Below are 13,964 nucleotides of genomic sequence, written 5' to 3'. Positions count from 1 at the left end.
CGTGGCGAGGATCCGAACCTTCAAGCCCGAAGCCTTCACGTCCGAGTCCCTGGCGCAGGTGAGCGTCTATGCGGAGCGCACCTTCTTCGGGCTGATCAGCCGCGCCGACGACCACGGACGCCTCCGTGACCAGCCCGCCGCGCTCTGTGGAGAGCTCTGGGCCGTCCGGGGCGGGCGTACGCCGGTCGACGTCGAGGACGACCTGATCCAACTCGCCGCCGCCAACCTGATCTGCCGCTACGAGGACGACGAAGGCAAGCGGTACCTGCACATCGTCACCTGGTACCGGCACCAGAAGATCAACCGCGCGAGCCGCAGCCGGCTCCCCGCGTGTCCGAAGCACGCCGCCGCGAAGCCGAAGCCGGATGCGCAGCAAACTCACGGAGACGTCCCGGAGTCTTCAGTGAAGGCTCACGGAGGACTCACTGAGGACGCACGAATCCCCGCTGAATCCTCCGGACCGCACGAAACCGCAGGTCGCGAGGCATTCAGTGAGTCCTCACTGAGCACTCACGGAGGAAGCGCTGAACCCGCAGTGAGCCCTCACCCCCTGGATCTTGGACCTAGGAACCTGGATCTAGGAACTTCTTCCCCTTCGGGGGGCGCGAGCGCCCACGCACCGGAGACCGCCTCTGCTCAGCAGCTCATCGCCGAGTACGCAGCCGCCTGCGTACACCGCCCGCCCAGCGGAGTCCTCGGTCACCTCGGGCGCGAGACGACGAAACTCCTCGCGGAGGGCATCGACTCCGGCCACATCCGCGCCGGGCTGGCCCTCCACCGCGCCAAGGGCCTGCACCCCAGCACTCTGCCGAGCCTCGTCCACGAAGCCATGAACGCCACCCGCGCCGGTTTGGTCCGGCCGGAATCCCGGCCTAGCGTGCCGGGTCACCGGGCCTGGGCCAATCCCGCCGACCCTGCCGCCGCCTACGCCGAGGAGCTGTGATGCGCGACTACGACGCCCAGCCCGTCGGAGGCATCGCCCGCCGACTGGCGCACATCCTCACCTCCCGGGGCATCGACCCGAGCACCAAGCTCACGGACCCGGCCGAACCTCTCCCCGCCCTCCAGGCGGCGCAGGCCCGTATCCCGGCCCGCTACCGAGCCGCCGTCGCCGACCACCCGGCCGTCGCCGCCTGGGTCCGCGAGGTGGCCGAGCGGGGACGCCCCGGACCCGAGGGCGCCCCGGGACTCGCCGAGGGACGCTCGCTGCTGATCGTCGGCACCACCGGGACCGGCAAGACGTACCAGGCGTACGGAGCGGTCCGCTCGCTCCTGATCGCCGGGGTCCGGCTGCGCTGGAAGGCGATCACGGCCGCCGACCTGTACGCCGAGCTGCGACCCCGCCCGGGACACGACGGCGAGCGCGAGCTGATGGACCTGGCCCGCTGCCCGCTGCTGATCATCGACGACCTCGGCGCCGCGAAGAACAGCGAGTGGACCGAGGAGATCACGATGCGGCTCATCAACCGCCGCTACAACGCGATGCTCCCGACCCTGATCACCACCAACCTCGGCATGGCCGACTTGCGTGCCCACATCGGCGACCGCGTCGCCTCCCGTCTCACCGAGATGACCGACCGGGTCATCCTCGACGGCCCCGACCGCAGACGAGCCCTCGCGGCCGAGCGACGCCGTATCGCCGCCGCCAGCGCCTGACCCTGCCCCGTGACGGCCGGCACCGGCCCGTTCTCATACCTGCACCAACCCCCAGGTCGCCCCTGCCCAAACGCGGCCCGGGGGGATACGGAGACACCCCCATGCACCGCACTGACACCGCGCAGCCTCGAGCCCTCGGCGACCACACCTGGCGCGACCGGGCCGCCTGCCGCTCGACCCCGCACCATCAGGTCGACCCCGAACTCTTCTTCCCTGAGCCCGACGAGGTCGACCGCATCGCCGCGGCCAAGGCCCTGTGCGCGCAGTGCCCGGTCCGCAGCACCTGCCTCGACGCCGCCCTCGAGAACGGCGACCGCGACGGCATCCGGGGCGGCATGACCGAAGAGGAGCGAGAGCTTCTGCACGGCAAGTTGGGGCAACGCCTCAACTACTCCCGCGTCAACGAAGCCCTGTCCGGACGCGACATCCACCTCACCAAGGCCGAGCGCAAGGCAGTCGTCCGCGCCGCCTACCAGGCCGACATCCCCGCCGAGCGGCTCGCCCGGATACTCAAGGTCACCGAGGCACACGCCGGGAAGCTCTACCGCCGGACCCGCCGGGAGATCCGCAACCGCGCCGTCGACCAGCAGAAGAAGGCGAACGAGGCATCGAAGACGCCCGACAACGCCCCCCGGGCCCTGAAGAATCCCGCCGCCAAACTCCCGGCCCGCGACGACCTCGGGACTGCGGCGTGAGCCACACCGCGCCCGTACCGGCGCGGATCAACGGCTGGGACCGGGCCGCCGTCGTCGCCCTCGGCGGCGCGGGATGCGCGCTCTCGTACGACGCCCTGCAGCAGATGGCCACCGCGATCCACGTCCGAGGACTCCTGACCTTCGTCTTCCCCCTGGTCATCGACGGATTCATCGCCTACGGAGTGCGAGCCCTCCTGGTCCTACGCACCGCCCCGCTCGCGGCCCGCTGCTACGTGTGGACGCTGTTCGGAACGGCGACCGCCGCGAGTATCTGGGCCAACGCCCTGCACGCCGTACGCCTCAACCAGCAGCGGCACGACGGTGCGGGCCTCCGGCTCGGCGACGTCACCGTCGGCGTCCTGTCCACCCTGGCCCCGCTCGCCTTGGCCGGAGCCGTCCACCTGTACATCCTGATCGCCCGGCGGGCCACCGAGGCCGGCCTGTCCGGACACCAGGAGACCGCCGGTGTCCGGACGGAGCGTGTCACCGGTGACCGTCCGGATAACCACCTCGGCTGGGGCGTACGAGGTACAGCCCCGGTCGTGTCCGGACACCCGGCCGAGTTGCCCGGCCCGGACACCGGCCGCCCGGCGGTCACCCAGCGGCCGGACACCTCGGAGACCACCCCGGACACCGTGTCCGGAGCGCGGAAGAAGCCGGTCGAACCGGAGCCCGAGCACGGTGGCCGCGACGCTGACCAGGGCGGACACCCCGCTCCCAGACCCCGCCCGGTCACCCACCCCGCCGACCCGGCCAAGCGTCCGGACACCACTTCGGGCCCGTCCGCGAAGGCCCGGCCCACCGACCCTCCGGACACCGAACCCCGCAAGTCGGCCCCGGTCACCGACGAACAACTCCTCGCGATCGCCCGACCGGCGGTCACCGAGGCCGGCGACCTGACCCGCAAGGTCGTCGCGGACGCCATCCGCGGTCACGGACACGGTCTCGGCAATGACCGGTTGACCGTCCTGATGCAGCACCTCCGCAAGGAAGCGGACAAGGCTCCGGACACCCGGACCGGCTGACCGGACAGCCTGCTCGGCGGGTGTCCCGGCCCGGACATCCGGACCGGCGCACCCGCCGACCACACGACTCCCTCTCACCTCGCACACGCACCGGAGCCGCCACATGCGCACCACCACGGCCACCCGAGCCGAAGCCGACGCCTGGATCACCGTGCTCGGCCGGTACGGACACCTCCATCACGCCGAACCCGGTCCCGACGGAGCCTGGACCGTCCAGCGCACACCCACGAGCACACCCCGCACCCTCCACCACCCCGTCCTCGCCCTCGACTTCGTCGCCGAAGTCCTGCGCGACGTACGCCGGGACGTCACCGGACTGCCCCGATGACGCTCCCCGATCCGCTCGGCACACCCCCTGAACTGGGCGAAGACCACTGCCCGGCACGAGGCCGAGCAAGCTGTAGCTTCCGAAACTCCTCCGCAGCCACGGGCCGCGGAGGAGTTTCGGAAGCGCATGCCCCCACCCACGAGGGGGCGGGGGAGGGCCGGCACCAGGGGGCACCGGACTCTGAGGCTGCGACCGAGGGCGGATCGCAGCCGGAGGGAGAAGGAGCCGCGCGCTCCGCGCCTCGTACGCGCCCCCGCCTGCGCCAGAGCGTGCACCGCGACCAAGTCCGCAGCGTCCGCCTGACCCGCGACGAACTCGACGTCGTCAAGCGCGCCGCCGAAGCCGTCGGCCTCAAGACCGCCGGATTCCTCGCCGACGCCGCGGTCGCCGTCGCGCAGGCCCAGGGCGGTCCCAAGGCATGGCTGATGGACCAGCGCGGACGGGTCGAGGAGCTGATGGCCGCCAGCGCCCAGCTCGCCCGCGCCGGCAACAACCTCAACCAGGTCGCCCGCGTCCTCAACTCCGGCGGCCAGGCCGAGTACGCCGACGACGCCGTCGCCCGCGTCCTGCGCGCCGCCGCCAGGGTCGAGGCCGCCGCCATCGAGATGGCGAGGCGCTGACACCGTGGTCCCGGACATCTCCACCGGCAGTCGCACCTACGGACTCCTCGCCTACCTCTACGGGCCCGGCCGCCGCGACGAACACACCGACCCGCACCTCGTCGCCGCCTGGATGCCGGAACTGGCCCCCGACCCCGGACGGGACCCGAACGCCACCCTCAAGCAGCTCACTGACCGGCTCGACCTCCCCGTCCTCGCCCTCCCGAAGAACCGCCGCCCGGCCCAGCACGTATGGCACTGCCCCGTCCGCACCGCCCCCGGCGACCGGCACCTCACCGACGCCGAATGGGCCGAGGTCGCCCGCCGCATCGTCCACGCCACCGGCATCGCCGAGGAAGGCGACGACAAGGCGTGCCGCTGGATCGCCGTACGCCACGCCGAGGACCACATCCACATCGTCGCCACGCTCAAACGCGAAGACGGACGAAGCCCCCGTCGGCACCAGGACGGCATCCGCGCCCAGGCCGAGTGCCGCAAGATCGAAAAGGAGTGGGGCCTGCAGATCCTCAACGAAGGCGACCGCACCGCCGCCCAACGCCCCACCAGCGCCGAACGCGCCAAGGCGGAGCGTACTGGCCGCACCGAACCGCCCCGTGAAACGCTGCGTGAGCAGGTCCGCCAGGCGCTGGCCGGCACCGCCGACGAGGACGAGTTCTTCCGTCGTCTCACCGAAGCCGGCCTTCGCCTCGAAAAGCGTGTAGCCCCCTCCGGCGACATCCTCGGATACAAGGTCGCCCTGCCCGGCGACCGGAACCGTGACGGCGAGCCTATTTGGTTCCCCGGCTCCCGGCTCGCCCCCGACCTCTCCCTCCCCAGGATTCGCCAGCGCCTTGCGGACGGACCGCCCGAGGACGAGCCGACGACCGTCACGGGCCCCGCCCCACGGGCCGCTCGCCCAGCCGGTGCTCGCCGAGACGCCACCCACGTCGCCGAGCAGGCCGTCACCGTACTCGCCGGGGACGACGACGCGGCAGGCGCCGCTCAGCTCATCGGCGTTGGTGAACTACTGGACGCCGTCGCCCAGACCTCCCCGGCCTCCACCCGCCAGGAACTCGCTGAGGCCGCCCGCGCCTTCGAACGTGCCACCCGCTCCCACACCCGCGCCGAGCACGCCGACCACCGCGCCCTCCGCTCCGCCGCGCGCGGCATCGTCCAGGCCGGCAACGCCCTCGGCAAAGGCGAGGACGGCGGCACCACCGCGATGCTCCTGTCCACGATGGTCCTCGTCACGATCGCCGCCATCCACTGGCACTCCGCCCGCGGCCACGCCCAGCAGGCCGCTGCCGCCCGACAAGCCGCGCAGCACCTGCGCGCCGCCTACCAGACCGCGTCCGCCACGCCCATGAAGGCGATGCGCGAACAGGGACGCCGACTCCCCGCCCCCGTACGCGACCGCTACGCCCACACCATGGAAGCCGCACTGCCCGGACAGGCCGACCACGTCCTGCACGAGCCTGGCTGGGACGCGCTCGCCGCCACCCTTGCCCAAGCCGAACGAGCCGGACACAACCCCGACGCACTGCTCCAGCAGGCGATCGAATGGCGCGAGTTGGAGACCGCCGACAATGTCACCGACGTACTCGTCTGGCGCCTGCGGCGCATCGGGAAGCTACCCGCCACAGCGGACCTGTCCCGCACACGAGCGCACCAGCGGACACCGGCGCCGCCCCGAGCCTCGAAGCCGCAGGCAGCTGAGCCCACGGTTCGCAACGACACGAACAGCTCCCGCAGGTCGGGCCCCCGGCGCTGACCAGCACCTCAAAGGGTTGGACGCCCACGGCCAGCGGTGTTATGGCTGGTCAACAACAGGACGAGGAGACGATGCCGATGCTCAGCGAAGACCTCCGGACCCGGAGAACCGTGCTGCCGGAAACGGCACCCGACGACCCCTTGCTGAGACTCGAGAAGGAGACGCGGCTCGGCGACGGCATCATCCGTCTCCGCGCCACCACCCACCCCGAGGAGATCCGCGTCGGCGGCATCCTGGTGATGTGCCCGAAGTGCGGAGCCCGGCGCGACTGGATGGTCATCTGCGACCGCAGCCAGATCAGCATCCGATGCCGGTGCGCGCACCAGTGGGTCGAGCCCGAGCTGACGCGCGCGGACTACGAGGCGATGATCGACGTCGGCGGCCAGGACTATCCGAGCCTGGAGGCCGCCGCCCAGGCCGTGGGATACGACGGCACGCTCGCCGGCACCTACCTGTCGGAGCCGAGGCCCGAGTAGGTCCTGGTCGGCGGCATCCATGCCCTCTGGCTGAGACCGGCAGCGACATTGACCGGGGGATGGTGATGCAGCCAGAGTCGCGCCGACCGTCAACTCGGTGCATCGTCGCTCACCGATCCTGATGAATTCCAATTACGCCGGATGCACCCTCACGTCGCAGTTGTTGCAGGTCAGCACCTGATGTGGCGTGTCCTGGCTCCGCTGAGGCAGCGGCGGCTGCTGGCATCATCCCGTCATCACAGAGAGCTCTGTCGTGGTCACTTAATGATGTGAGATGGAGAGCCGGATGACGCTGTCGTCTGACGTTTTGCAGTATCACCGCCGGGTGCTCACCAGCGCGGCCGTCCGTGCCGGGTACGCGCACACCTGCCGCTACGAGGAGCCGGCTGCCCGCCGGGAGATCGCCCGCATGACCGGGGTCGTCATGTCGGTGTGTGGCCCGGGCCAGGGCCCGAACACGCCGACCATGCTCATCGAGGCGTTGCATCGTCCCCTCGCGCAGATCGCTCCCGAGCTCTTCGCCGACAGCACGATGGGCTCGCTGACGGTTCTCGACGGCGGCGAGCTCAGCGACGACGTGTACGCCGAGGGCTGCGAGGACATCGTCGAGTTGTTGAGCGGGGGTGTGGATCCGGCGCGCCGCTGGCTTCCCACGTGGGCGTGGATGCACGGCGAGTTGGTGGAGCGCGAGGCATTCCAGCAGATCAACGAGGGGGCGAGCGAGAAGGAGTACACCGCGCACCGGTATTTCGTGGTGAAGCAACCCGCCGGTGAAGAGCGGCAGCTGGCGGAGCTGTTCAGTCAGGCGGTCGGCATGCGTAAGTCCGTGCGCTACGTGCCAATCCCGGCCGATCAGGTGTTCCGAGGAAGGTACTGGTGGCCGTGTCCGGTGTGCCAGTGGCCGATGCATGTCGACGGTGAGCAGGTGCGCTGCCGCTTCCCCCTGCACAACGCGGCGTACTTCGTGCGCACAGACTCCGCCAAAGGGCGCCCGATGCTGCAGCGACGCGACGGCGGCGTGCCCCGGCAACCGGCGGCCCGGTCCTTTCACCGCGAAGGGCCGAAGCGCAGCATGTGCGTGGAGACTGCGGTGTGGCGCCACATCGTCATCTCCGGGGTGTCCGAGATCTACCTCTTCGAGAGGCTGGACGCGCTCAGGGAGCGGGGTGTCGAGGTTCAACTCTGGCCGGGCAAGGACCGCTACGACCTGCTGGTCCGCGTCCCTGCGACAGGCTGGGAGCTGCGGATCGACGTAAAGGACTACGGGTGCGCGGTGTCACTGGCTGACCAGTTGCGCAGGAAGCCGCCAGCGGCACGCACCATCGTCATTCCCGACTACCGGGGCGAGGCGCAGCGGGACGAGCTGGCTGAACAGCTGCCGAATCTGACGGTCCTGCTGGTAAGCGAGGTCCTCAAGGCGGCCAAGGCCGAGGTGCGAAAGGCCGGTCGGCGATGACAGTACAGCTGGTGGAGAAGGACAGCGAGCTGGACCGGCGGATTCTGCCGAAGGTCATCGCCTGCGCGTGCGCACTCGCGCAACAGCACTTTCCGCTGCGGACGGGGGACGGCAGCGCCGGTACCGACCTACAGCGCGTGTCCTACCTGCTCACGGGGCAGTACGACGCGTGGACCGAGTATCCGCAGCTCTCGGGTGACGAGCAGCGGCGAATCAGCCGCATGCTGCGCCAGCGCCCCAACCGGCTGAGTAACGAGGAGTCGCTGCGTACGGACGCGGAGCGGTTCCTGGCCACGGGGGCGATCTGTGAGTACGTCCTGCAGGACGATGACGTGCTCGCCGCCCGCCACGGCATGCTGCCCGAGGAGCTGGCCGACGTGCTACTGGAGGAGATCGACCGGCTGCGTGCCGAGAACTCCGGTGCGCTGCCCGACGCCGAGCCCGGCGACTACGTGACCACCCTGCGGGTGCCGATTGCCGGTCACGACTCCACGTGGGCCGTTCAGGCCCACTACACGTTGGAGGAGCGGCATGCGGCACCGGAGGCCGAGCCTGTCAGGGTGCGCACCGCGTCGGCGGCTGGGCAGTTGGCCCTCAAGGTGAACGAGTTCCTCGCTCTCAACAGGGAGCTGGACCAGCAAGCCGGTGAGTCTTTCCGTACCGAGTCCCTCGAGCCGCTGTTTGCTCAGCTGCGCACCGGCGACGACGTCGAGCTCGGTGAACTGCTGCGAGTCGAGGCAGGGAATCTGCAGGTGCTCCAGGCCCCGACCGGGTTCGGCAAGAGCGTGCTGATGCGCAGCCTGGGCTCCTGGGCCCATGCGGAGGGCGTCACGCTGGGGTTGGCCGTTCCCACCACCATGGCGGCGCTGAAGATGGCCTACGGCATCGAGAAGGACCTGCGCTCGCGTGGAGTTGAGCATCCCGAGCGACTGGTTGTGCCGCTGATGTCGCCGAACAGCATGATGGTCGCCCTGGATCAAGTGGCAGCGGAGTCGAGGGACCGGGCCTTCATCAAGTGGGCGGAGGACCGGCTCGGGTACGGCTGTGCCCTGCCGTCGCTGGCCACCGTCGACGACGAGGTCGATGCTTGGGTACCCGGTCATGAGGCCTGCATGTCCCTGGTCCCGTATCGGCCCGTCGGCGCCCTGGAATCAGGCCGGGGCTCGAAGGCGCGGCGGCTGGGGACCTGCGCCTGCCCGTTCCGTGCGGTGTGTGGGAAGTTCCGTCTGGCCCGGCAGGCTTGTACCGCGCAGATCATCGTCACCACGCACGCGAACTTTTACCAGGGGCATCTGCACATCCCGGTCCAGGTCGACTCCGGTGCCATCGTCGAGAGGATGACGGTGGAGGAACTGATCATGCGGCGCTGCCAGCTCACCGCTCTGGACGAAGTGGACGCCTTCCAGTCATTCGTCCTGGGCCGGGCCGGCAGGGGACTCACTCTGGCCTGGGGCAACCGCCAGGACCAGCGCCCGCTGCTGAGGCTCGACGGTGAGTTCATCCAGGCATTCGGACGGGTGCGCCCGGCCCTGGACGAGAGCATGCGTAACACGCTGATGCGTACCCGCTGGCTCGCCGAGACCTACACCAGCCACCTCGCCCACGGTGCTCTTGGCCCCAGCGACCGCAAAGAAACGAAGAAGAGGAGCCGCAGCCCCAAGAAGTCGGGGCGTCCGGCTCAGGAGCGACGGTGGATCATTCCGCAGCGCTGGGACGGGTGGATCAGTACGCAGCTGCGTGCCCTGTTCGCCAACGACGACCAGCAGGTGACCACGCAAGAGCGCGGCTTCTCGCCGGATACGGCGGAGCGTGGTCTATTCGCCGCCCTGTACGAGCGCAAGATCAAGATGACCGCGTTGCCCGAGCACCTGCATCCGTTCGCCGAGCTCCTGCGGGATGTCATCGACCCTGACGCGGACGCCGGATCCCTGTCCCCCGTGCGCAAGCAGCTGGAGCAGCGGCTTGCCCCGTGGGTGCCCAATCAGCAGGTCCGGGCTGACGTGCTGGACCGGATGCTGCGCCGGGCCTTCCTCGAACCGCTGCGGCTGCTGCTGTACCGCTTCGTCCACAATGCACAGCAGCTCAAGCTGGCCGGCGTCGAGGCGGCACGGGACATCGCCGATGTGCTCGGGCCCTTCAGCGCGTGGCGGGCCATCCCGCACGGTCCGCAGGGACGGCTCATGTTCGCCTTCACCGAGGACGTCAGGACCGGGGTGCCGGAAGACACCCGGCTGAGCGTGGCGGCCTTCGGCGGGGATCCGCACACGTACGTCACCACCCTGGGCCAGATCACCGCCCTGGCACACAGCGGCCACAAGCGTGTCGTGCTGGGCCTGTCCGCCACCGCGTACGCGCCCGGTGCGCACCGCCACCATGTGCACGCAGTCCCCACCTGGTGGGTACCCGACGACGTCGATCACGGGGTGAGCATCGAGGCCGAGCTCTTCCCCGGCCTGGGCGAAGAGATGCTGAGGATCTCTGGCATCACGGGCAAGGACCGGATCGAGGCCACGCGTCTTCTGGGCCGACGCATGTGGCCCAGGCTGCGTGGCGAGCTGAAGGATCTCGGAGGTCTCAGCAAGCGCCGTGTTCAGGACTCGATCCTGCTCGTCACCACCTCCTACGACAGCTGCCAGCACCTGCGCGACGGCCTGCTGGCCGCCGGAGCCGAACCCGGTCTCATCGCGGTCGCCGTCAGACCCCGACCGGATGACGAGCCCATGGCTCGCCATGACGAGACCGGCGAACCGCTCTGGCACGAGATCCCCGGCGACCAGCTGGAATCGTTCACCCGGCTGCCCAAGGCCCGGATCCTGATTGCTCCGCTGGGCCGGGCCGAACGCGGACTGAACATCCTGGCGCCGCAGTCCAACAAGTCAGCGATCGGCTCCATCTGGCTCGCCATCCGCCCCGTCCCGCTGGTCGACGAACCTGACGAACTCCTCGCCCACGTCGGTGCCCGCGCCCTGGACGAGAAGGAGACCAGCAGCGAGCCCTGGACCGAGCTCGAGCGGCGCCGCGTGGTGGCCGGCCACTACTTCGAAAAGCTGATCACCAGCGAACGCTACTTCCGCTCCCTGCCGCCCCGGGCCAAGAGAGCCATCGCCGCCGAGCTCATCATCAGCCTCATCCAGCTCGTCGGCCGCGCCCGGCGCGGAGGCACACCGGGCCGCATCAAACTCGTCGACGCCGCCTTCCTGGACACACGCGGCAACTCCGACCTGCCCTACCTCATCCGCGAGCTGCGCACCCAGTGGGCCCGGAGCGACGAGTTGCCCCTCATGCGCCGCTACTACGGCACCACCTTGAACGCCTTCTTCCGCTTCGCCGATCACCACATCCGGGAGACCAGCCGATGATCAGCACCCTGGCCTTCCTCTTCCCGTACAGCGGGCTCGGGAAGATCACGCTCTACCCCCTGAATCGCGAGTTCGGGGAGGCATGGAGCTCCCTGCCCAGCTACGGCGACGCGAAGAACGGCAAGCCGCGCCGCCCCCCGTATGCCGGGCTGGCCTCCGCGCTCAGCGCGGTGTCGGGCCAGCCTGTCGTTCTCATGCCGCACAGCTACGAGCCCGTCGACGACGAATTTGCCCAGCCCGCCGTCGCCGTCACCACCCGGCCGTTCGACCCCTGGATCTTGTCCACTGCGGTCAGCGAGTGGGAGCGGTGCGTACGCAAGGGCGAGGACGCCAACACGCTCGCCCCCCTGCTGGCTGCCGCCGAAGTCGAACACCCCAATCTGGCCTCTTACGTCCGCGGTGCCGAGGACGGCACGCCGCACGCCCCGGGCTGGTTCTACCGCGTCGCGGCCTGGAACTTCGCGCAGCGCCTGGCCCGCACCTCCCTGCCCGTCCCCGACGGCCCCCGGATGCGCCGAATCCGTTGGCGCATGGACACCCAGGGCAGCCTCATCAGCTGGGACGCCGTCACGAAGAGGACGACCCTGAAGCCCAAGCGCACCGGATACGCCCTGCACAAACTGGACTTCCGTGTCGTCACCCAGCCCGGCGAGCCCCTGTTCGCCCTCCACGTGCTGCCCACGTTCAGCCGCCTGGCCACCCACTGGGCCAGCACCCGCACCGCCTTCATCGAGCACGGCACAAACAAGAACACGCTGCTGCGGATGCCGATCGGCCACACCAAGAACAGCGACGGCCAGTGGGTGCCCTACGCCCGCAACTACGCCGCCGAAGTCCTCGATGCCTGCGGCATGGACTTCACCGCCTGGCCCGCCAACGACGATCTCGCCGCGCTCCGAGGCCAGATGCGCGCCCTCGTTCCGGGTCCCGTGCCGCACGTCCTCGGCAAAGGTGTCGGAACCCGCTTCAACAAGATCCTCGCCGATCACATCAACGAGACTTTCAAGCGCCCCAAGATCATCCAAGTCGGCTTCGAGCCGACCCCCATCGAGCTGACCCGTCCGGCCAAGGGCTCGATCGCTCGCGCCGATCTCGACCACGCCCTCGCCGCCACCGGCAGCGAAGCCGTTCGCATCATTGCCCTCTACAGCGACGGCACGACGCGCCGGAGGATGACCGAGGCCCTAGCCCCCTACACGAACACCCCCAACCAGCCGCTGGACTGCAGCGACCACACCGACCACCGCCTCAGCGAACGGCTCTTCGTCCGCTTCCACCGCCTGCCCGCCCTCGACCGCGCCGACCGCGTCGACTGGCACGACGAACTCGCCTTCCTGGACCAACTTGAGGACGGCACCCTGAACGGCGCCTGGGTCGAGACCATCTGGAACCCCAAGCCAACCAAGCGCGAACGCGAAGCGGGTCAGCACCGCCACGATCACAAACGCGACCTGCGCCGTGCCCTGTACGAGCGCGACATCGTCTCCCAGTTCTTGGCCCGCCAGACGACGCCCGAACCCGACGACGTGGCGGAAACAGAAACTGATGACGAGACCGAACCTCCCAAGGACTACAAGGCGATCAACGCCCTGCGGGATCTCATGTTCCGGCTCGGCTGCGTGGACGATCGTCTCCGCCACGTCACCGACCTGGCCGACGAACCCATCCTGGTCGGTATCCACCTACGCCAGCAGCGCATCAGCAACCGCCGGCCCGGCGCCGCCGACCGCACGCAAATGGTCGAAGTCCTTACTGCGCTCCACACCAGCAAGGATCCCGACCGTCCGTGGCGCATGGAGTCTTACGACCACAGCACCCATGACTGGCGGCCCCAGGCTGCAGCAGAAGCGGCCTTCGGCCGGGGCTCGATCGGCCGAGAGGGGCACGCGCGCCACGAAGAGGGCGCATTGCTGGCGCGCCAGCACATTGATTCCGCTCTGAAGATCCTTCCCTCCGATCGCCCGTTGATCATCTTCGTGGACGCGGAAGCCTGCCGCACCATCTGGCCCGGTCTCCAAAACGTCCACTTCGGCAGGGGGTCGCTGCCGGGGGATGACCTGCGCACCCCCACGCGGTCCGTCGCCGTGATCTCCATCAACACCTCCTACGGCGAAGTGCCCACCCCGGTGGAGAACACCGCCAGCCCCCGCAAGAGCCCCAAACGCCCACCCAAGCCCCAAGACCGCCTCTACCGGCGCACGACCGGCACTGGCCTTACCAGCTGGTACACCGCCCAGGCGTCCCGTACCTACGAGGGCTTCGGACAAGCTGGCAGCATCGGCGGCGTTTACACCCGCTTTACCCTTCCCAAGGACGACTGGGCCCTCCAGCGCAAGGACTGGCACAGTTTCACGGCTACGCAGCTTGCCGTCCCCCACGCCGGAGGCCGGGACCCGGAACAACTCGCTGCCCTTGCAGCACAGTTGTGCCACCAGTCCCTGGCCTGGGATGCGCGTACTCGCCACCCGTTCCCGCTGCATGTCGCCGGCGCCATGGACCGCGCCCACCCCGAATACCGCGGCCCCAGCATCGAGCCCAACATCACCCCCGAGGCGGACGAAGCGCAGGACGACGTGTAGGGCGACAGGCAGTCAGCCCT

11 protein-coding genes are annotated in these 13,964 nt (G+C 69.7%); all 11 read left to right on the top strand.

Translation table 11 applies throughout. From position 1 onward, the window contains the following. Position 1: 1 nt before the first annotated feature. The 11 genes from QRN89_RS09915 (at position 2) to QRN89_RS09865 (ending at position 13,944) form a co-directional block, all read left to right on the top strand. Entirely contained in the window at positions 2-943 is a 942-nt protein-coding gene (locus tag QRN89_RS09915; RefSeq protein ID WP_290348989.1) for a hypothetical protein, read from the top strand. Continuing rightward, entirely contained in the window at positions 943-1,656 is a 714-nt protein-coding gene (locus tag QRN89_RS09910) for an ATP-binding protein (RefSeq protein WP_290348988.1), read from the top strand. Before QRN89_RS09915 ends, QRN89_RS09910 begins: the two co-directional genes overlap by 1 nt. A gap of 101 nt (positions 1,657-1,757) precedes the next feature. Beyond that, a complete protein-coding gene (locus tag QRN89_RS09905) occupies positions 1,758-2,351 on the top strand; it encodes a WhiB family transcriptional regulator (protein ID WP_290348987.1) in 594 nt (197 codons plus the stop codon). Next, positions 2,348-3,376, top strand: coding sequence for a DUF2637 domain-containing protein (locus QRN89_RS09900; protein ID WP_290348986.1), 1,029 nt, complete (start codon positions 2,348-2,350; stop codon positions 3,374-3,376). The genes QRN89_RS09905 and QRN89_RS09900 overlap by 4 nt, the downstream gene beginning before the upstream one ends. A 103-nt stretch (positions 3,377-3,479) precedes the next feature. Continuing rightward, positions 3,480-3,704, top strand: coding sequence for a hypothetical protein (locus QRN89_RS09895; protein WP_290348985.1), 225 nt, complete (start codon positions 3,480-3,482; stop codon positions 3,702-3,704). Positions 3,705-3,973: 269 nt separating this feature from the next. Further along, positions 3,974-4,324 (top strand): plasmid mobilization protein, encoded by a 351-nt coding sequence (locus QRN89_RS09890; RefSeq protein WP_290348984.1) that lies wholly within the window; start codon positions 3,974-3,976, stop codon positions 4,322-4,324. 4 nt (positions 4,325-4,328) lie between these two features. Then, complete coding sequence (locus QRN89_RS09885; RefSeq protein ID WP_290348983.1) at positions 4,329-6,074, top strand: relaxase/mobilization nuclease domain-containing protein; 1,746 nt, start codon at positions 4,329-4,331, stop codon at positions 6,072-6,074. Between the two features lie 77 nt (positions 6,075-6,151). After that, entirely contained in the window at positions 6,152-6,550 is a 399-nt protein-coding gene (locus QRN89_RS09880) for a hypothetical protein (RefSeq protein ID WP_290348982.1), read from the top strand. A gap of 286 nt (positions 6,551-6,836) precedes the next feature. Continuing rightward, positions 6,837-8,006 (top strand): restriction endonuclease-related protein, encoded by a 1,170-nt coding sequence (locus QRN89_RS09875; RefSeq protein ID WP_290348981.1) that lies wholly within the window; start codon positions 6,837-6,839, stop codon positions 8,004-8,006. Next, entirely contained in the window at positions 8,003-11,365 is a 3,363-nt protein-coding gene (locus tag QRN89_RS09870; RefSeq protein ID WP_290348980.1) for a hypothetical protein, read from the top strand. Before QRN89_RS09875 ends, QRN89_RS09870 begins: the two co-directional genes overlap by 4 nt. Further along, the gene (locus QRN89_RS09865; RefSeq protein ID WP_290348979.1) at positions 11,362-13,944 is read left to right on the top strand and encodes an RNaseH domain-containing protein; all 2,583 of its coding nucleotides are present in this window, start codon (positions 11,362-11,364) and stop codon (positions 13,942-13,944) included. Before QRN89_RS09870 ends, QRN89_RS09865 begins: the two co-directional genes overlap by 4 nt. Positions 13,945-13,964: the final 20 nt, after the last annotated feature.

The organism is Streptomyces sp. HUAS CB01 (assembly GCF_030406905.1).
Taxonomy (GTDB): Bacteria; Actinomycetota; Actinomycetes; order Streptomycetales; family Streptomycetaceae; genus Streptomyces; species Streptomyces chengbuensis.
This window is presented reverse-complemented; position numbering and strand designations above follow the sequence as displayed.

Excerpts from the sequence above, each read along its gene's own strand:
- QRN89_RS09870 (WP_290348980.1), top strand. The coding sequence starts at position 8,003 with ATGACAGTACAGCTGGTGGAGAAGGACAGCGAGCTGGACCGGCGGATT.
- QRN89_RS09880 (WP_290348982.1), top strand. The coding sequence starts at position 6,152 with ATGCTCAGCGAAGACCTCCGGACCCGGAGAACCGTGCTGCCGGAAACG.
- QRN89_RS09865 (WP_290348979.1), top strand. The coding sequence starts at position 11,362 with ATGATCAGCACCCTGGCCTTCCTCTTCCCGTACAGCGGGCTCGGGAAG.
- QRN89_RS09905 (WP_290348987.1), top strand. The coding sequence starts at position 1,758 with ATGCACCGCACTGACACCGCGCAGCCTCGAGCCCTCGGCGACCACACC.
- QRN89_RS09875 (WP_290348981.1), top strand. The coding sequence starts at position 6,837 with ATGACGCTGTCGTCTGACGTTTTGCAGTATCACCGCCGGGTGCTCACC.
- QRN89_RS09910 (WP_290348988.1), top strand. The coding sequence starts at position 943 with ATGCGCGACTACGACGCCCAGCCCGTCGGAGGCATCGCCCGCCGACTG.
- QRN89_RS09895 (WP_290348985.1), top strand. The coding sequence starts at position 3,480 with ATGCGCACCACCACGGCCACCCGAGCCGAAGCCGACGCCTGGATCACC.